The organism is Bradyrhizobium sp. HKCCYLS20291, from assembly GCF_051167715.1.
Lineage (GTDB): Bacteria > Pseudomonadota > Alphaproteobacteria > Rhizobiales > Xanthobacteraceae > Bradyrhizobium.
Genome location: NZ_JBNPTO010000002.1, coordinates 62,544 through 78,012, shown reverse-complemented (window position 1 = coordinate 78,012; position 15,469 = coordinate 62,544). Strand labels below are relative to the sequence as shown.

18 protein-coding genes are annotated in these 15,469 nt (G+C 66.3%); 7 read left to right on the top strand and 11 right to left on the bottom strand.

Going from position 1 to position 15,469, the window contains the following annotated elements:
* Window positions 1-85: 85 nt before the first annotated feature.
* A complete protein-coding gene (locus ACQR07_RS04410) occupies window positions 86-766 on the top strand; it encodes a DUF429 domain-containing protein (RefSeq protein ID WP_434901134.1) in 681 nt (226 codons plus the stop codon).
* Between the two features lie 15 nt (window positions 767-781).
* On the opposite strand, the gene ACQR07_RS04405 is transcribed toward ACQR07_RS04410, so the two are convergent.
* The 5 genes from ACQR07_RS04405 to ACQR07_RS04385 form a co-directional block, all read right to left on the bottom strand.
* A complete protein-coding gene (locus ACQR07_RS04405) occupies window positions 782-1,087 on the bottom strand; it encodes a hypothetical protein (protein WP_434901133.1) in 306 nt (101 codons plus the stop codon).
* A 990-nt stretch (window positions 1,088-2,077) separates the two neighbouring features.
* Window positions 2,078-2,374, bottom strand: coding sequence for a hypothetical protein (locus ACQR07_RS04400; protein ID WP_434864980.1), 297 nt, complete (start codon window positions 2,372-2,374; stop codon window positions 2,078-2,080).
* Window positions 2,375-2,477: 103 nt separating this feature from the next.
* Window positions 2,478-3,026: an inner membrane-spanning protein YciB gene (locus ACQR07_RS04395; protein ID WP_434901132.1), complete on the bottom strand. Its 549-nt coding sequence runs from the start codon at window positions 3,024-3,026 to the stop codon at window positions 2,478-2,480.
* A 24-nt stretch (window positions 3,027-3,050) separates the two neighbouring features.
* Window positions 3,051-3,635: a hypothetical protein gene (locus ACQR07_RS04390; RefSeq protein ID WP_434901131.1), complete on the bottom strand. Its 585-nt coding sequence runs from the start codon at window positions 3,633-3,635 to the stop codon at window positions 3,051-3,053.
* A gap of 123 nt (window positions 3,636-3,758) precedes the next feature.
* Window positions 3,759-5,171 carry a carotenoid oxygenase family protein gene (locus ACQR07_RS04385; RefSeq protein ID WP_434901130.1) on the bottom strand — a complete coding sequence of 471 codons (1,413 nt, stop codon included), beginning with the start codon at window positions 5,169-5,171 and terminating at the stop codon, window positions 3,759-3,761.
* A gap of 109 nt (window positions 5,172-5,280) precedes the next feature.
* Here ACQR07_RS04385 and ACQR07_RS04380 point away from each other — a divergent pair, with 109 nt between their 5' ends.
* Complete coding sequence (locus ACQR07_RS04380; protein WP_434901129.1) at window positions 5,281-5,994, top strand: TetR/AcrR family transcriptional regulator; 714 nt, start codon at window positions 5,281-5,283, stop codon at window positions 5,992-5,994.
* A gap of 45 nt (window positions 5,995-6,039) precedes the next feature.
* A complete protein-coding gene (locus ACQR07_RS04375; RefSeq protein ID WP_434901128.1) occupies window positions 6,040-6,726 on the top strand; it encodes a DUF6321 domain-containing protein in 687 nt (228 codons plus the stop codon).
* Here ACQR07_RS04375 and ACQR07_RS04370 read toward each other — a convergent pair.
* Window positions 6,723-7,337, bottom strand: coding sequence for a hypothetical protein (locus tag ACQR07_RS04370; protein ID WP_434901127.1), 615 nt, complete (start codon window positions 7,335-7,337; stop codon window positions 6,723-6,725). The genes ACQR07_RS04375 and ACQR07_RS04370 overlap by 4 nt on opposite strands.
* A gap of 142 nt (window positions 7,338-7,479) precedes the next feature.
* Between ACQR07_RS04370 and ACQR07_RS04365 the strand changes: the two genes are divergently transcribed.
* Window positions 7,480-8,169 carry an SET domain-containing protein gene (locus ACQR07_RS04365; RefSeq protein WP_434901126.1) on the top strand — a complete coding sequence of 230 codons (690 nt, stop codon included), beginning with the start codon at window positions 7,480-7,482 and terminating at the stop codon, window positions 8,167-8,169.
* Window positions 8,170-8,183: 14 nt separating this feature from the next.
* On the opposite strand, the gene ACQR07_RS04360 is transcribed toward ACQR07_RS04365, so the two are convergent.
* The 3 genes from ACQR07_RS04360 to ACQR07_RS04350 form a co-directional block, all read right to left on the bottom strand.
* Window positions 8,184-8,798, bottom strand: a complete 615-nt coding sequence (locus ACQR07_RS04360; protein ID WP_434901125.1) for a class I SAM-dependent methyltransferase — start codon at window positions 8,796-8,798, stop codon at window positions 8,184-8,186.
* 126 nt (window positions 8,799-8,924) lie between these two features.
* Window positions 8,925-9,323: a hypothetical protein gene (locus tag ACQR07_RS04355; protein ID WP_434901124.1), complete on the bottom strand. Its 399-nt coding sequence runs from the start codon at window positions 9,321-9,323 to the stop codon at window positions 8,925-8,927.
* 32 nt (window positions 9,324-9,355) lie between these two features.
* Complete coding sequence (locus tag ACQR07_RS04350; protein ID WP_434901123.1) at window positions 9,356-9,580, bottom strand: hypothetical protein; 225 nt, start codon at window positions 9,578-9,580, stop codon at window positions 9,356-9,358.
* 104 nt (window positions 9,581-9,684) lie between these two features.
* Between ACQR07_RS04350 and ACQR07_RS04345 the strand changes: the two genes are divergently transcribed.
* Together ACQR07_RS04345 and ACQR07_RS04340 are read left to right on the top strand one after the other, a co-directional pair.
* Window positions 9,685-10,500, top strand: a complete 816-nt coding sequence (locus tag ACQR07_RS04345; RefSeq protein ID WP_434901744.1) for a helix-turn-helix domain-containing protein — start codon at window positions 9,685-9,687, stop codon at window positions 10,498-10,500.
* 68 nt (window positions 10,501-10,568) lie between these two features.
* Window positions 10,569-11,234, top strand: a complete 666-nt coding sequence (locus tag ACQR07_RS04340; protein WP_434901122.1) for a DsbA family oxidoreductase — start codon at window positions 10,569-10,571, stop codon at window positions 11,232-11,234.
* Here the strand turns inward: ACQR07_RS04340 and ACQR07_RS04335 are convergent.
* Window positions 11,212-12,438 (bottom strand): GNAT family N-acetyltransferase, encoded by a 1,227-nt coding sequence (locus tag ACQR07_RS04335; protein ID WP_434901743.1) that lies wholly within the window; start codon window positions 12,436-12,438, stop codon window positions 11,212-11,214. The genes ACQR07_RS04340 and ACQR07_RS04335 overlap by 23 nt on opposite strands.
* A 137-nt stretch (window positions 12,439-12,575) precedes the next feature.
* A complete protein-coding gene (locus ACQR07_RS04330) occupies window positions 12,576-13,622 on the bottom strand; it encodes an HD-GYP domain-containing protein (protein WP_434901121.1) in 1,047 nt (348 codons plus the stop codon).
* A gap of 263 nt (window positions 13,623-13,885) precedes the next feature.
* Between ACQR07_RS04330 and ACQR07_RS04325 the strand changes: the two genes are divergently transcribed.
* Window positions 13,886-15,388: a caspase family protein gene (locus tag ACQR07_RS04325; protein WP_434901120.1), complete on the top strand. Its 1,503-nt coding sequence runs from the start codon at window positions 13,886-13,888 to the stop codon at window positions 15,386-15,388.
* Window positions 15,389-15,469: the final 81 nt, after the last annotated feature.

Genomic DNA, 15,469 nt, shown 5'->3' with positions numbered 1-15,469 from the left:
TGAGTTTGACGCCGGCAGCGGTGTAGCCCTCTCCCACAAGGGGAGAGGCGCATTCACTGGCACTGCATAGCCAGAAAGAAGCGCCATGCACGCGCAACGCTTCATCGGCCTCGACGGCTTTTCACGCGGTTGGGTCGTTGTGGCGATCGAGGGGGATCGCCGCGACATCAGCTTCCCGGCCGATATTTCCAGCGCGCTCGCGGCCCCCTTCACCCGCGCCGCCATCGACATTCCGATCGGCATGACCGACGACGGCAATCGCGCCTGCGACAGACTCGCGCGCGACAAACTCGCGCCGCACCGCGCGCGCGTGTTCACCGGCGCGCGGCGCTGGCTTTGGGAGGACTACACCGATCCCGATCTCGCCAATGGCCAGGCCACGCGCCGCGGGCAGGCGCGCGCCTCGCGGCAGCTCTGGCATCTCGGCCGCAAGATCATCGAGGTCGATGCCTTCGTCCGGGCGCATCGCGCGCTCGACATTCGCGAGGCCCATCCCGAGCTTGTGTTCCTGCGCCTGAACGGCGCGCCGCTGCCGTCGAAGAAGACGGACGAGGGTGCGAAGCAGCGGCGCGACTTGTTAGTTGCCGCCGGCTTCACCGCCATCGACGACTGGGTGACCCGCGCCCGGATCGGCACCGGCGCCAAGGCCGACGACGTGCTCGACGCCTGCGCCGTCGCGCTCGCCGCCCGCGACTGCGCCAGCAGCGTGCCCCAAGGCGAGGCGCCGCGTGATGCGCATGGCGTGCCGATGCAGATCTGGTTTTGAATTTCTGGAGAGGTCCTAATTGACCAGGCCCCGTTGCACCCCAGTCATGGCAATCCAGATGAAGACGGTAAGAACCGGAAGTTGGCCACCGATCATCAGCCAAAATCTGACCGGCTGCTCGTCTCGGCGTATGATTTCGCCACCGCGCAACTTGATTTTCATCGTGATGATAGATCGAAACAACTGCCAGCCGATTAAGCCGATTACAGCGAGAGTAATGACCAAGAGGGGCAAAGGCAAATTGATGGTCTCCCGAGTGACGGATTCGACAATAGGCCTCAAGCGTTCGATGAGCGACACTTCCGGGTGAATGGGAAGCATCTTGTCGTCAAACCGGTGCGAGCCCGACGGTGGCAGCCGTAACGACCCATGATCGTCTCCCCCGGGATTGTGCCCGGGTGAGTACGACTGGAATATACGCTTTTCAGGCAGGCAGGTGAAACTGGCCGTTCGCGGCTTCCGTAAAAAATAATTATATTGCGTATTTTCAGAAATTATGCTTTCCTTCCGCCATCCCGCCTCAAGCAAGGGGCGTTGCGCGCGATCGTCACGACACGCGAGGCGGGGAGGCGATGGCCGCGGATTGCCGCAGCATGCTTTCGGGTGTGCGGACGAACGGCGATGCGTGGACGTGAAATCGCGTGGTCCTGACCTCCCGGTGCCGAGGTCAAGTTGACGCCAGCGCGTGCGTTGCGTCGATGACGGGGGCAATCAAGCCGGTCCCCGGGGAGATCGCGTATAAGCGTGAAGACCATCGCGCAGGTAAGGCCGGGCGTTTCCGGCTGCACCTGTGGTTCTGCCGCCTGCATTCTTTTCGCAGGCGGGCCGCAGGCGTCAGCCGACGCCTGGCCTTCCCTGCGCCCTTGCACTTTCAAGGGCATGCCGGTGCATCCCTCGGGCGTTATCAGCCGCGAGATCGTGGACGCATGTCCGGGCTGTTTGAGATGTGAAGTGGTGGACCGTCGTGATCAAACGCGATGTCGTCCCGGGCAAGCCATGAGCGCGCGCCAGCGCGATCTTGGCGCCGACCCGGGACCCATACGCCGCGGCGGATGTGACGGGCAAAAAGCCAATTGCCAGCGTGCCTCGAACCGCTCCCTGGGGGTATGGGTCCCCGCGTTCGCGGGGACGACGGGGGTGCAAGTCGATGCAGCGAGGCTGCGTAGGGTGGGCAAAGCGGTCGCCCGCAAGGGCGGTCGTGTGCCCACCGTCTGTCGGCACATCCGGAGAAAATGGTGGGCACGGCGCACGCACCATCTCGCGTTGTATCAGGCAGCAGGGCGCGCCTTTGCCCACCCTACTGAATGGCGATCAACCGCGGGCGCCGGTGAAGGGGAAGCTGCCCATGAAGCCGATGCCCATTTCGCCGGAGATGGTGTCGCCGGAGACCTTGCCCGTGAAGTCGAGCGTCAGTGGCATCGGGTTGGTGATGGAGACCTTCCAGGCGACGTTGTCGCCGTTGACGGTGCCGTCGAAGATCTCGGCGGAATCGCCCTCGGCGGCCTGGGTTCCGGTCAGCGTCGAGCCGGAGCTGGTCACGCTCAACGTCGCGCTGCGCTCGCCCATCGGCGTGTTCAAGGTCAGATTCCAGTTGCCGTCCACAGCCATCGATCGTTCTCCTGGCGTTGCCATCCCGGACCCCGACGCATCGTGCGTCAGGTCCTTCGGGCGCCCCTATAGCGCATCTTGGCGCACAAGCCCATTGCGGCGATCAGGCCCGAGCCGCGCGCAGGCGGCTCGCGATGGCAAAGCGGAAGGCGATGAATTGCAGGCCGAAGGCCGCGACCTTGGCGCCGGCGGCGAGCGTCATGTAGATCGCCCAGAGCTTGAGGTCGCCGGTCATCGCCACGCCGATGGTGCCGAGGCCGAGCGCGAACATCAGCACCGCCCAGGCATAACCGGCGACGGTGACGTATTCGGGAATGGTCTCCGACACGATGGCCGGAACGTAGCGCAGCATCCAGCCGCGCTTGAGCATGATCGCGCCGATGGCGAAGTGGCCGATCGCCGGCTTGGCGAACATGAAGCGGGGGTCGTTGGTCAGCAGGGTCACGCTGCCGAGCACGATGACGAGGGCGATGCTGGCATAGGCCATGAAGCCCAGGCTCTGTCCCTTGATGCGAGCCCAGATCAACTGAACGACCCCGACCGCGATCGCGGCGGTGGTGGCCAGCACGACGTCATCGGTCGCCACATACAAGATGAAGAAGACGGCAGCGGAGAGGAAATCGACAGCCAGCTTCCCAAACACGTCTTTCACGCAGGTCTCCCTCGAGCAGTCCCGTCACGAATCCTGGCCGGACATTGCGGCGGCAGTCTGTGCGGCGATGTCTTTCGTCTTACGATACTCAGGATACCAACGCGTGAAATAAAGTGCACTGTTGCGTGCAGCAAAGGCGACGGCGAGGCCGGTCCAATAGGGCAGGCCGGGAACGTAGAGCGTCATCAGGTTGCCGACGACCATCAGCAGCGCAGAGACCGTCCAGGCGCCGGTAATGACGTAATTTGCGCGCAGAAAGCCGGGAATGGCGGCGGTTTCCGGCGGCACCATCTCCAGCGCATATTGCAGCGTGAACGGTGTGCGCAGCAGCATCGAGCCGAGCGACAGCGCGAAAATGCCGCAGTCGACTGCAAGCCGCACCGTCGACGCGCTGAGAGTGAAATCGACGAGCTCGAGGTAGGCGGCTACGCCGAGGAACACGATGGCCGAGCCGAGCGCCAGGATCTTGATCGAGCGCCTCTGGATGACGTCGTAGGCGACGACGGCGAGGCACAGCGCGGCGGCCACGGCGAGGCTGAGCGTGGCGGAGACCACCATCATCAGCGCAGCGTAGACGCCATAGGGCGCGAGGATCAGAAAGAGCGTCATCGACGGCTGCTCCGAAGTCAATCTTTACACTGCCAAGATCAGTATGGCGCGGACCTCGTCAGGTCAAGCCGAATCTTGACAGTGTCAAAATATTGTGAGGAGTGCCATTTTACTGTCGTGACTTCAATGGGTTGGGTCGGCGCCAACCCAATTGCCGTGAAACCCGTCGGGAACGCGGTGGCCGAGATGGACCAGCGCGACCGGACCGCTGCCGATGTCGGTGGCGTTGAACACGGCGAGGTCGGAGGTGTTCGTCGCCGCGCGCCACACCACCGTCAGCAACCAGCCGTCGCCCTCGGCGGCCTCGGGGCTGCGCGGCACGAACACCGGCTCGGACAGGCTGTCGCCGTCCGGCAGCACATGGGTCGCGCGGCGCGCGCCCGTGCCATCGACATGCGCAAGGCCGGAGAGGGCGCCGAACAGCGGTCCATCCGGATTGGCGCAGGCGTACCAGCCATCACGGCTCGCGAGCCCGGCACGGCGGTCGTCGATGCGCGGGAATTCGCCGGTGAGATCGTCCAGGTAGGTCTGCGTGAAGCGGTCGGTATTGCCGGCGAGATCGAAGCTCCAGCGGCACAGCCGCGCGACGGATTTCGCCGGATCGGTCGGCCGCCCGTCCGGATGCGGAAACAGCGGTGCCTCCTCGAACTGCATCACGTCGGCGATGATGCGGCTGCCGTCCTCCCACGCATTCATGATGTGGAAGACGTAGCAGGCCTCGCCCCGAAACCAGACGATGTCGGAGACGTCGCCGCTGCGCTTCATCACGCCGACATAGGCGCCCTTGTCCGGCTCCCACGCATAAGGCGGCCGGCCGGACATCGCGCGCTCGATGCTGCCGGTCAGCGGCAGGATCGGAAACAGCACGTGGTTTTCAGTGACGATGAAGTCGTGCACCATGCTGGCATAGGGCGCCTCGAAGCGATTGAGGCGCGTCAGCTTCCCCGCGGCGTCGACGGTGCCGTAGGTCAGCGCCGGCGTCAGCGGGCCGGCGGCATTGTAGCCGAAGAACAGCAGTTCGCCGGTGACCGGATCGGTCTTGGGATGCGCGGTGAAGGCGCCGCGCAGGCGGCCGCCGAAATCATGGTAGCCGCGCGTGGCAAGCGTGCCGGGCTCGATCTCGGTCGGCAGATGCGCCTCCTCGAGCGCGAGCAGGCGGCCGGCATGGGCGATGATGTTGGTGTTGGCGACGCCGCCATCGGTGACGTCGCCCGGCGCATCGGGCAGCTTGCGGCCGAAGCCGCCGAACAGCGCGCGGCCCGCGCGGCGCTCGGCTTCGAATTTCGGCGTGCGGATCCAGCGGTTGCGGTAGGAGGCGCGGCCGTTCTCGAGATGGAAGGCGTGCAGCATGCCGTCGCCGACGAACCAGTGCGCCCCTGGCGAGGCGAACTGCGGATTGGGGCCGTTGCGATACAGCGTGCCGTTCAGCTCACGCGGAAGTTCGCCGGTGACCTCGAGGAACGGCGCATCGCATTCGAACGGAATCGGGGCGAGGTTGCTGCGCCTGGTCTTCGTGCTCGGCTGAGTGTCGTCCACGGCCGTTCCTCCACATTATCTTTACGATGTAAAGATAACCGTAACGAGCGCGGCACGAATGGTCAAGTCCAATCTTTACGCTGTCAAAATTGCCTGTATAAGGGGGCTCATGACGAACAAGACCGAACCGGTTCGCGCCCGCAGCCGACGCACAGCCACGGCGACGCCACGACCCGCGCGCCGTCGTGCGGGGGCTGCAGAGGCGGCCACGCCGTATCATCACGGCGCGCTGCGCGATGCGCTGCTGGAAGCGGCCGAGCGCGTGTTGGAGCGCGACGGGCTTGCCGGTCTCACCTTGCGCGCGGTGGCGCGCGAGGCGGGTGTGTCGCATGCGGCGCCGACGCATCACTTCAAGGATCTGACCGGCCTCGTCAGCGAGCTCGCCGCGATCGGCTTCCGCCGCTTCAATGCGGCGATGAAGGCGGCGGGCGAGCAGGCGGGGACGCCGCTCGATCGCGCGATGGCGCGGGCGCGCGCCTATGTCGCCTACGCCCAGGCCAATCCCGGCATGTACGGGCTGATGTTCCGCACCGAGCGGCTCGACTATTCGCGGCCCTCGCTGAACGAGGCCGCCGAGGCGTCTTTCGCGGGGCTGGCGGGCTCGGTGGCCGCGCGCGAAGGCCAGGTTGGCAACGAGGAGCTGTCGTTGGACCAGTCGGCGGCGATCGCACGCGCGTGGTCGCTGGTGCACGGATATACGATGCTGCTGCTCGAGGGGCGTCTCGCCGATATCCTGCGCCGCTCGCCGCCGGGCACCACCGCCGAATCGCTGCTCGAAGCCATGCTGCGGGCCACGGTGCCGAAGCTGCCGCCGGGAGCGTAGTTCGACGCACCGGAAACCCGGCGCGGGATCATGCGTTGGTGACGCATGGCACGAAAACAACGCGCTCCCTGGGACAAGGCCAATCCGCGCAAGCGCGCCGGCAAGGCCTCCACCCATTTGACGCCGGCCGAGAAGGCAACCGCCAAGGCCCGCGCCCGCCGCGCCGGGCGGCATTACCCCAACCTGGTCGACAACATGCAGGTTGCGGCGAAGAAGACGCCAAAGACGGGCGGTCGCAAACGTTCGGCCAAGTCGACGAACTCGGCAAAGTCGACCAAGTCGGCAAAATCGAAGAGCAGGGCGCGCACCGCATCCTCGGCGAAGAAGCGCACCGCCAAGCGCGGCGCGCCGTCCTCGCGCAAGCGCAAGACAACACGCCACGCGCCGGAAAAGGATCCGCGCGGCGGACTGACCGCCGCGGGACGCAGGGCATTTGCCGAACGCGACGGCGCGCATTTGAAGCCGGGTGTCACCAAAAAGATGACCGACATGACGCCACTGGAGATGCGCCGCAAGGGCAGCTGGGCGGTGCGCTTCTACGGGCGCGAGCCATTGCCGCCTTTGGTCGACGCGAAGGGGCGGCCGACACGGCTCGCGCTGTCAGCGCATGCGTGGGGCGAGCCGGTGCCGCGCACCGTCGCAGCAGCACGGCGGATTGCCGCCAAGGGCGAGCGGCTGCTCGCGCGCTATCATCGCATCAAGGACAAGTCTGCCAGACGTTCCGGCCATTAGGGCTGCGGCAGCGCGAGATCGATGACGCGGCCGCGCGGGCCCATGACCTTCACCTTGTCCTTGCCGCAGGCGAAGCTCCGCGCCGCCTCGTCGGCCGCCTGCCGCGCCAGCTCGTTGGCATTGGTGGCGGCGGCATCGACATAGGCGACATGGCACACCGCCCCCGGCGGCAGCCGCGTCACCACCAGCATCGGCTTGTCCTTCGGCCCCTTCTTGCCCTGGTCGTCATTGTCGGCGATCAGCCAGCGCTGAATGATCGCGAACGGCTTGCCGTCGGCCATCCTCCATTCGACGGTGGGACCCGCGGAGTTGAACGGACCGAACCAGGTCTGAGCGGCCGGCTCCTTCGCGGCAGCACTGATGCTGCGGCCCACCGACACGGTCTGGCGAAGGTCGCCTTCGTTGACGAGCAGGATCAGCCCGTCCTTGCCCGGGCATGTCTGCGTGGAGCTGTCGCCGTCCGGCTTGCCGATGGTTCGGCAATCCTTGGCGGCGGCGGAGGTGTAGACGCTCGCGATGGTCTCTGCGGCAGCCTGACCGCTCCATGCCGCACAGAGCGCGAGCACGCCGCTGATTCGCGCCAACGCCCCAAGCGTGAAGGATTTCGACATGGTGAGGCCCCTGATGACCGGAACTGGCGCTGCGCAGGGCGCTGCAAACTGGGGACGGCGCGATACTGTGGCGGGAAAGACCTGACAGCGCCGCAAAATTATCCTAGAACGGCGGCCTCGCGAGGTCCATCTCTCACAGCTCATGCCCGTCATCTCCCAGTCCAAACCCTATCGCATCGGCCGCTCCAAGACGGGGCTTGGCTTGTTCGCCACCCAGCCGATCAAGAAGGGCACCAAGATCATCCGCTATTTCGGGCCACTCCTGGATTCGAAGAAGGCGGAGGAGGACGCGATCGAGAACAAATATCTGTTCGAGCTCGACAAGCGTTGGACCATCGACGGCTCGGTGCGCGAGAACGTCGCCCGCTACATCAATCATTCCTGCAAGCCGAACGCCGAGTCCGACGTCAAGCCGCGCAAGAAGAAGATCTTCATCCGCGCCATCAAGAACATCGCGCCCGGCGACGAGATCAACTACGACTACGGCACCGATTACTTCAAAGCCTATCTGAAGCCGATCGGCTGCAAATGCGATTCGTGCGAGAAGAAGCGCGCGAAGAAGAAGATCGAGGCGCGCGCCGAGCGGGCCAAGCAGAAGGCGAAGGACGAGCGCAAGATCGAGAAGAAGGCCGAGAAAAAGGCAAAGCGGACGTCAGAGAAGCTCGCCAAGGACAAGGCCAAGCCGCGCGCGAAGACGAAGGTCAAGACCCGTGGCGACGCAGCGCGGGCCAAGAGCCGCCGGCCGGTTGCCGGCAAGCGCGTCAAGACCAAGTCCTCACCGGCCAAGACGTTACCAGTCAAGACGCTGACCAGCCGCGCCAAGGCGGCCTGATCGGATCGAGCCGCTCAGGGCTGCTTCGTAAAGGCCAGCGTCGTCCAGGTCACGCCGGCAGCCCGGTTCTCGGCACCAATCGAGTCTCCATCCCGATTGAGCACGGGGCTCAACCCGAGCTGCCGCGCAGGAGCGATGATCGTCTCGGCGTCGGTCTCGAACATCCGGCGTCCTGGCGGCACCGGCCCATGCCGCAGCGTGATGATCAGCATGCCGCCGGGAGCGACCCGCGCCGCGATGTTGGGAAGCGCGCGCTGCCGCTGTTCCTCATCGAGATGCATCAGCACGGCGGTCAGCATCACGAGCTCGAACTGCTCGTCACGCGCCGCCAGCACCGCGAGCTCCGGCAGGCTGTCGTCGATCCATGTGATGGCGGGCGAGGGATGCAGCCGCATGGCGCGGCTGCGCAGGGCTTCCGTCGGCTCGACGGCAACCACCCGATGCCCGAGGCTGGCAAACCAGGCGGCGTCACGCCCGGTGCCCGCACCGATGTCGAGGACCAAAGCCGATCGTGTCGGCAGCAGATGAAGCACCGCCGCATGGACCTGCTCGGAGGGGGCGCTTTCGTAGCGCACCAACAGGCTGTCGGCCTCGGCGGCGTATCCTTCCGTTCCGCTCACATGCGGCATCGCTGCACTCTCCTGCCGGGTCTGGACTATGCAGAAGAGTTGCTGGTCGTGCATGTCGAAATTTGGCAGCGGGCGCGAGCGCCGGACCGCGCGATGACGGCGGCCGGCGCTCATCACCTGTTGATCTCACGCCGCGACGGCGTCCGCGCTCCGGCGCAGGCCCATGTATTGCAGCTCGGCGAACACGCCCGTGCCCACCGCCTGGGCGGCGACGAAGATCTCGCCGAGCAGGTTCGGTGTGACGAGGCCCGAGAACAGCAATGCGATGCTGCCGACCGTCCACGCCGCATTGCCGGCGATGACCAGCAGCACCAGCGGCTTCGGCGCCAGTTGCCGCGAGCCCAGCCAGCCGACGAAGCTGGCATAGACGATCAGGAACAGTCCGGTCTCGCGCAGCAGCGCCTCGGGCAGCTGCAGCAGGCTCGCCAGCGGCGCGGCGTCGAAGGTGAGCGCGAGACCCGCGACGCCGCTGAACACGGCATCGGCGATCAGGGCGCGGCGGAGCAGGGTGGACGAGGTGATCATGTCGGGTCTCCTTCGGTTGGGTTGCAGGCGGTTCAACGGAACCAGGCGAGGAGACGACGGCGCAGGCGCGCCGGGCACAGCGAGCGGGCGGCCCGGGTCTCGATCTCGTTCACCTGCGCGACGACGAGGCTGCCCGTGACGTGCAGCAGCGGCTCCGGCATGTTGAGCGAGCGCGCCAGCAGCGATGTCGCGAGACCCGCCAGCCAGCGGCTGACGGCGGTGAAAGGAAACGTCTCGGGATTGCGCTGCCTGCTCATGGTCATCTCCTGTGCCGAGGACGATGACTTGCAGCGCGAGGCGTTTCGATTACCTGGCAGGTCATGGAGGCGCTGACGTCTGCGTGATAGGTCTTTGGCCCATGATGACCCAGCTTGCTTCGGCGCGCGCCGACCGCGCCAAACCGGTTCATGTCGGCGCGCATCTGCGGGAATGGCGGCAGCGCCGGCATCTGTCGCAACTCGATCTCGCGCTCGATGCCGAGATCTCGGCGCGGCATCTCAGCTTCGTGGAAACCGGCCGCGCCGCGCCGTCGCGCGACATGGTCCTCAAACTGGCGGAGCGACTGGACGTGCCCCTGCGTGAACGCAACGTGCTGCTGGTCGCCGCCGGCTACGCGCCGGCATTCCAGCAACGCCCGCTCGACGATCCCGCGCTCAAGCCTGCGCGCGAGGCGATGAATCTCGTGCTCAAGGCGCACGAGCCCAACCCGGCGCTCGCGGTCGAGCGGCATTGGAACCTGGTCGCCGCGAACCGGATGATCGCGCCGCTGCTGGTCGGGATACCCGAGCGACTGCTGACGCCGCCGCTCAACGTGCTGCGTGTGGCGCTGCATCCCGAGGGGCTCGCGGCGCGGACGGTGAACCTCGCCGAATGGTCGGGGCATCTGCTCGAGCGGTTGCACCGGCAGTGCGAGGCGACAGCGGATGCCGGGCTGCTGAAGCTCTACGAGGAGCTGAAATCCTATCCGGTCCCCGCACGCTCGGCGCCGCTTGCGGCCGACAGCGTCGCCATTCCGTTGCGGCTGCGGGCCGGCGACGATGTGCTGAGCTTCTTCTCGACCACGATGGTGTTCGGCACCCCGGTCGACGTCACGCTGTCCGAGCTGGCGCTGGAAACCTTCTTCCCGGCCGATGAGCTCACCGCCAGCAGGCTGAAGCAGATGGTGACCTCGCCTTGACCCACGCTTGTGTTGACCGATGAGGGGCTTATCTTGAGCGGACGGCAAGCCAACCCGGAGCGACGCGCATGAGCACCTTGAAGCCGCTGACCATCGACGTCGTCTCGGACGTCGTCTGTCCCTGGTGCTACATCGGCAAGCATCGCATCGAGGAGGCGCTGAAGCTCGCGCCGGACGTGCCGGTGACGTTGAACTACCGGCCGTTCTTCCTCAATCCCTGGGTGCCGCGCGAGGGCATCAGCCGCGAGCAGTACTTGGTGACGAAGTTCGGCTCTGTCGAGGCCTACAAGGGCATCGCCGGCCGCGTGGTCGCGGCGGCCGAGCAGGAGGGGCTGAGCTACCGGCCTGACAAGGTCGCGCGCCAGCCCAACACCACCGATTGCCATCGCCTGATCCACTGGGCCGGCCAGATCGGCAAGGCGCCGGAGATGAAGCAGCGGCTGATGGAGTTGTATTTCCGCGACGGCGGCGACCTCACCGATGTCGAGGTGATGGTGCAGGCCGCAGCGGATTGCGGGCTTGATGGCGACGTCGTGCGCCGGATGCTGGCGACTGACGAGGACGTCGCGCTGGTCTCGGGGCAGGCGCAGGAGGCCGCGGAGAAGGGTATCTCCGGCGTGCCGACCTACGTCTTCGCGCAGAAATACGCCGTATCAGGCGCGCAGGATCCGCAGATGCTGGCGCGCGCAATCCGGCAGGTGTCGGCCGAGGTCAATGCCGAGGCTGCGGAGTAGGGTTGCGGTTTTTCCGCCAGTCGCGGATCGCATGCACCGCGCGCCGGGCGAAGCCGAGGCCCTCGCGCCTGGCGATCAGTGCGGCGTGGATGATCTCGACGGCCGGATCGCGCGCATGCAGCGGGATCAGCACGTCGCCGATCGCAAGCCGCCCGCGCCAGATCGGATTGATCATCGGGTGGTCGGGGCCGGCGGTGGAATCGGCAGTCCGAATCGCCGGATCGCTGCAGAGATGACGCGTCAGGTCGAGCGTCAGCTGCACGCCCGGCGAATACTTTGCGAAGCGCTCGTCGACGCCGAGCTTGAAGAAGAAGGCGCGGTCCTGATGCCGCAGCACGAGGCCCGACGCCACCGCCGCGTCGCCCGCGTGAAGCGTGACGATCTCGCAGGCATGGTCCTGCGCCAGCGCCGGCGGCGCGCGGCGGATGAACGCCGCATCGCCGTTGTGCTGAACCAGCGCGGTGCCGCGCCGGCCCTTCCATCCGCTCGCCTCGAGGGTGAGGAAGGTTTCCAGCGCATCCGTCACCTCGCCCGGCGAGCGCGCCACCTCGAAACGAACGGCGCCGTGTTCGGCCAGCCGGCGACGCTGGCGGCCGAGCTCCTTCAGCTTCTTGGCGCCAAGCGCATCCTGCAACACTGCGTCGCCATCGCCGGTCGCATCGAGCAGCGCGCGCTCGTGGGATTGCACGATGCGTGGCCGCAAACCGTCCCGCCGCAGTACGTCCTCGAACGCGCGCATCGCGGGGCCGGCGGTGGACATGTCGCGCAACAGCACGGCGCGTGCGCCGGTGCGTCGCGCGGCCTCGAGCAGTCGAGTGATGGCCGTTTCCGCGCGGTCGCTGTCGATCAGCGGTGTGCACAACGTGCCGTAGGGATGGCCGCTCGCCAGCACCGGCAGCGGCAGCCGATAGGCGCGCCACAGCGAGGTGACCGGCATCAGGCCGATCAGCTGCGCGGGCCGACCGTCATCCCATACGCTCAGCGCCGCCGTTCCGGTGCGGCCGCGAGCCGACGCGTTCACCGCGAGCTCCCAGCCGGGCAGATAGTACCCGTTCGGCTCCAGCGCGCGGCGCGCCAGATCCTGCCAGGCCTGAGAGGCCACGCCGTCGAGCAGACCGGTGCGCGCCGGCTGCGACAGCTCGCTGCGGCGTCCATCCGCAACGGATGGCGCGCGTGCAATGCTATGATCGATGATCTCGGCCACGTCCCGCTGATCCCCTCGCTGCACGCAATTGCAGCTCGGTCGAATGGTAGTGCAAAGCTGACAAGATTGGCCTTGCCGATCAGCTCGGATTTGCCGCATCGCCTTAACTGTGCATTCACCAGGAATGCGGCCTGTGCTCAGCGGATCAGCGCCACGTCGCGGAATGCGCCGATCAGCGGCTTTTCGAGCTTGCCCTCCATGCCCTGGAGGATCTCATAAGCCTTCTCGCGCGCCATCACCGGCTTGTAGCTGCGATATTCGATCAGCGCCGAGAAGATGTCGGAGATGGTGAGGATGCGTGTCAGATCGGGAATGTTGTTGGCCATCAGCCCGTCGGGATAGCCGCTGCCGTCGAGGAACTCGTGGTGATGACGAACGGCGCTGAGCACTTCGGCCGTGATCGAGGGATTCTCCTTCAGCACCTCGTACCCGGCCGCCGGATGAGTCTCGACCAGCGCGCGCTCCGTCGCATCGAGCCGGCCGGGCTTGTCGAGTATCGCAAGCGGGATCTTGGCCTTGCCGATGTCGTGGAACATTGCCGCCATGTACAGCCGCTCGAGGTCCGTGCTGTGCACGCCGAGGCTCAGGCCGAAATCGACGGTGATGCCGGTCACCAGCAGGCAATGCTGATAGGTGCCTTCATGGTGGCGCCGAACGGTCGTGAGCCAGTCGGACAGGCCGTGCTCGGCGACGCAGTCCGCAATGCGTTTTCCGGCGCGGCGGGTCTCGTCGATGTCGATCTCGGCTCCGCTGAGCACGGCTGCAAACATCGCGGCGATGCTGGCTGCTCCCGCCGATGCGGCCTGGCGATCGTCGACTGCGACGCTGATGGCGGCCGGGCTCGGCGGTGCGCCGAGCAGCTTTCCCAGCAGCTGATTGCGGCTCGGCGCATTCGGCAGCACGCTGGTGGCGCCGAGCGCATAGGCCTGCACCGTGGACAGGCGCGATTTGTGATTGGTGAGGAAGATCCGCCGCGGGATGCGCGCGATACGGTCGGCAATCTCCTTCAATGCGGCGATGTTGTCGACGACGCGCAGATCAGCGGCGACCACGATCGCGTCGATGTCACGGCCCTTGATGCCGGCGTCACCGATCAGCTCAGATGTAAGCGAGCAACGCTCGGCCAACATGCCGCGCAACAGCGTCAGCTTGGCTGTGTCATCGCCGACGAGGTGAACCTTCATGAAGAGCCTGATCCAGCAGTCATTCTGCACCCAATGAGGCTGAATGTTCCGCAACAATCCTTAAATTTGCGCCATTCGTTCGTTCATCGGCTTGCCTGTCGCGTTAGCAAGGAGCTAACCTTGTCTGAGGGACGGTAGCTGGTTCTGCGGGGGGCGTGTTCCACCGCGACCGTTCGACCAATACTGCGGCATTTCGGCCCCGCATGAACCGGGTCGAGCGCCGGCTCGACCAATCGGCACATCATGAGCCAATTGGAGTTCCCATGTTTCGCCACGCTCTCAGGGCCGCATTGCTCGCCGGCGGCCTGCTTGCCGGTCTGGCGCCTGCCATGGCCGAAAGCAGCCGGCTGGCGCTGGTAATCGGGCAGTCGGCATATCGATCGGTCACGCCGCTCCCCAACCCTGCCAACGACGCCAGCGCGATGGCGAAGATGCTGGGAGAGGCCGGCTTCGACGTGACCACGGCGGCCGACCTGTCGCAGAAGGATTTGAACCGCGAGGTCGGCGACTTCGCCGCCAAGATCGCGAGCAAGGGTCCGGATTCGGTGGCGCTGGTGTTCTATGCCGGCCACGGTCTGCAAATCGATGGCGAGAACTATCTCGTCCCCGTCGACGTCGATCCTCGCCGCGAGGCTGACATTCCGCTGCAGGCGGTGCGTCTCAACGATCTTCTGAATACGCTCAACTCGGTGCCGAGCCGGATGCGCATCCTGCTGCTCGATGCCTGCCGCAACAATCCGTTCCCCGCGATCAGCCAGAGCGCCGGCCGCGGTCTGGCGCTGCTCGACACCAAGAGCGGCGCGCCCGGCACGTTCCTGTCCTACTCGACATCGCCCGGCGCCGAAGCCGAGGACGGTACTGGGGCCAACAGCCCTTACACCACGGCGCTGCTGCAAGCGGCGCGCGAGCCTGGGCTGCCGATCGAGGAGGCCTTCAAGCGCGTTCGTGTCGCCGTGAACAAGGCCACCGAGGGACGCCAGACGCCCTGGGACTCGTCGTCTTTGATCGAGGATTTCCGTTTCGTTGGCGCGACCGATGCCAGTTCCGCCAATGCCGGGCCGCGGCCTGAGGTCGCGAAGCGCAGCGTCGACGAATGGAAGCGCAGCCTGCAAGGCAAGCCGATCGAGGTTGCCAACGAGCTCATCGTCGGCGACGGCAGCGTCGAGGCCTATGAGGCCTTCGTCACGCTGTACACGGCGGCGCCTTACGGCCCGCAGGCGCGGCAATGGCTGGATCTGCATAACCGGATGGCGGCCTGGAACGATGCCGTGCTGATCAACACGGTGGCGTCATACCAGAGCTTTCTCGATCGCTATCCCGACAGTGACCTCACGCCGACCGCGCGCAAGTTGATCGAGCGGCTGCGCAACCGTCCCGTCATCACGCCTGTGGTCGCCGCGGCCAATGCAGCCATCCCGGCGGTGGCGCCGGCCATTCCGGCTGTCGCACCGACCAATGTCGCGGTCGGTCCGACCTGTCCGTGCACCCAGACGCCGCCGGCGCGCAAGTCCGAGACGCCCAAGCGGGTGGAGGAAAAGCCGGCCAGAAAGCGCGACGACGATCCGCCGAAGCGCGCCAGCCGCCCGACGCGCCGCGACCCCGGCGACGACGTGGTGGTCTATGCGCCGCCGCCGCCTCCGCCGCGTGAATATTATCCGCCTCCGGTGCGGGTCGTTCCCCCGGTCAGCATCGGCATCGGGATCGGCGGGGGCGGCTACGGGCGCGGACCTTCGAACTATCCGACGCGGCGGGGCTACGGATACTGAACCTGCATCACATCGATATCGCGCGCGGCCGTCTGAAGAGGCGGCCGCCTGCGTTTGGGGCGAGCTGAATCGCCGTTCGAA

What these genes read in the sequence shown, in the direction of transcription:
- ACQR07_RS04410 (WP_434901134.1), top strand. Translation starts at nt 86, where the DNA reads ATGCACGCGCAACGCTTCATCGGCCTCGACGGCTTTTCACGCGGTTGG.
- ACQR07_RS04405 (WP_434901133.1), bottom strand. Translation starts at nt 1,087, where the DNA reads ATGCTTCCCATTCACCCGGAAGTGTCGCTCATCGAACGCTTGAGGCCT.
- ACQR07_RS04400 (WP_434864980.1), bottom strand. Translation starts at nt 2,374, where the DNA reads ATGGCTGTGGACGGCAACTGGAATCTGACCTTGAACACGCCGATGGGC.
- ACQR07_RS04390 (WP_434901131.1), bottom strand. Translation starts at nt 3,635, where the DNA reads ATGACGCTCTTTCTGATCCTCGCGCCCTATGGCGTCTACGCTGCGCTG.
- ACQR07_RS04380 (WP_434901129.1), top strand. Translation starts at nt 5,281, where the DNA reads ATGACGAACAAGACCGAACCGGTTCGCGCCCGCAGCCGACGCACAGCC.
- ACQR07_RS04375 (WP_434901128.1), top strand. Translation starts at nt 6,040, where the DNA reads ATGGCACGAAAACAACGCGCTCCCTGGGACAAGGCCAATCCGCGCAAG.
- ACQR07_RS04370 (WP_434901127.1), bottom strand. Translation starts at nt 7,337, where the DNA reads ATGTCGAAATCCTTCACGCTTGGGGCGTTGGCGCGAATCAGCGGCGTG.
- ACQR07_RS04365 (WP_434901126.1), top strand. Translation starts at nt 7,480, where the DNA reads ATGCCCGTCATCTCCCAGTCCAAACCCTATCGCATCGGCCGCTCCAAG.
- ACQR07_RS04360 (WP_434901125.1), bottom strand. Translation starts at nt 8,798, where the DNA reads ATGCCGCATGTGAGCGGAACGGAAGGATACGCCGCCGAGGCCGACAGC.
- ACQR07_RS04355 (WP_434901124.1), bottom strand. Translation starts at nt 9,323, where the DNA reads ATGATCACCTCGTCCACCCTGCTCCGCCGCGCCCTGATCGCCGATGCC.
- ACQR07_RS04350 (WP_434901123.1), bottom strand. Translation starts at nt 9,580, where the DNA reads ATGAGCAGGCAGCGCAATCCCGAGACGTTTCCTTTCACCGCCGTCAGC.
- ACQR07_RS04345 (WP_434901744.1), top strand. Translation starts at nt 9,685, where the DNA reads ATGACCCAGCTTGCTTCGGCGCGCGCCGACCGCGCCAAACCGGTTCAT.
- ACQR07_RS04340 (WP_434901122.1), top strand. Translation starts at nt 10,569, where the DNA reads ATGAGCACCTTGAAGCCGCTGACCATCGACGTCGTCTCGGACGTCGTC.
- ACQR07_RS04330 (WP_434901121.1), bottom strand. Translation starts at nt 13,622, where the DNA reads ATGAAGGTTCACCTCGTCGGCGATGACACAGCCAAGCTGACGCTGTTG.
- ACQR07_RS04325 (WP_434901120.1), top strand. Translation starts at nt 13,886, where the DNA reads ATGTTTCGCCACGCTCTCAGGGCCGCATTGCTCGCCGGCGGCCTGCTT.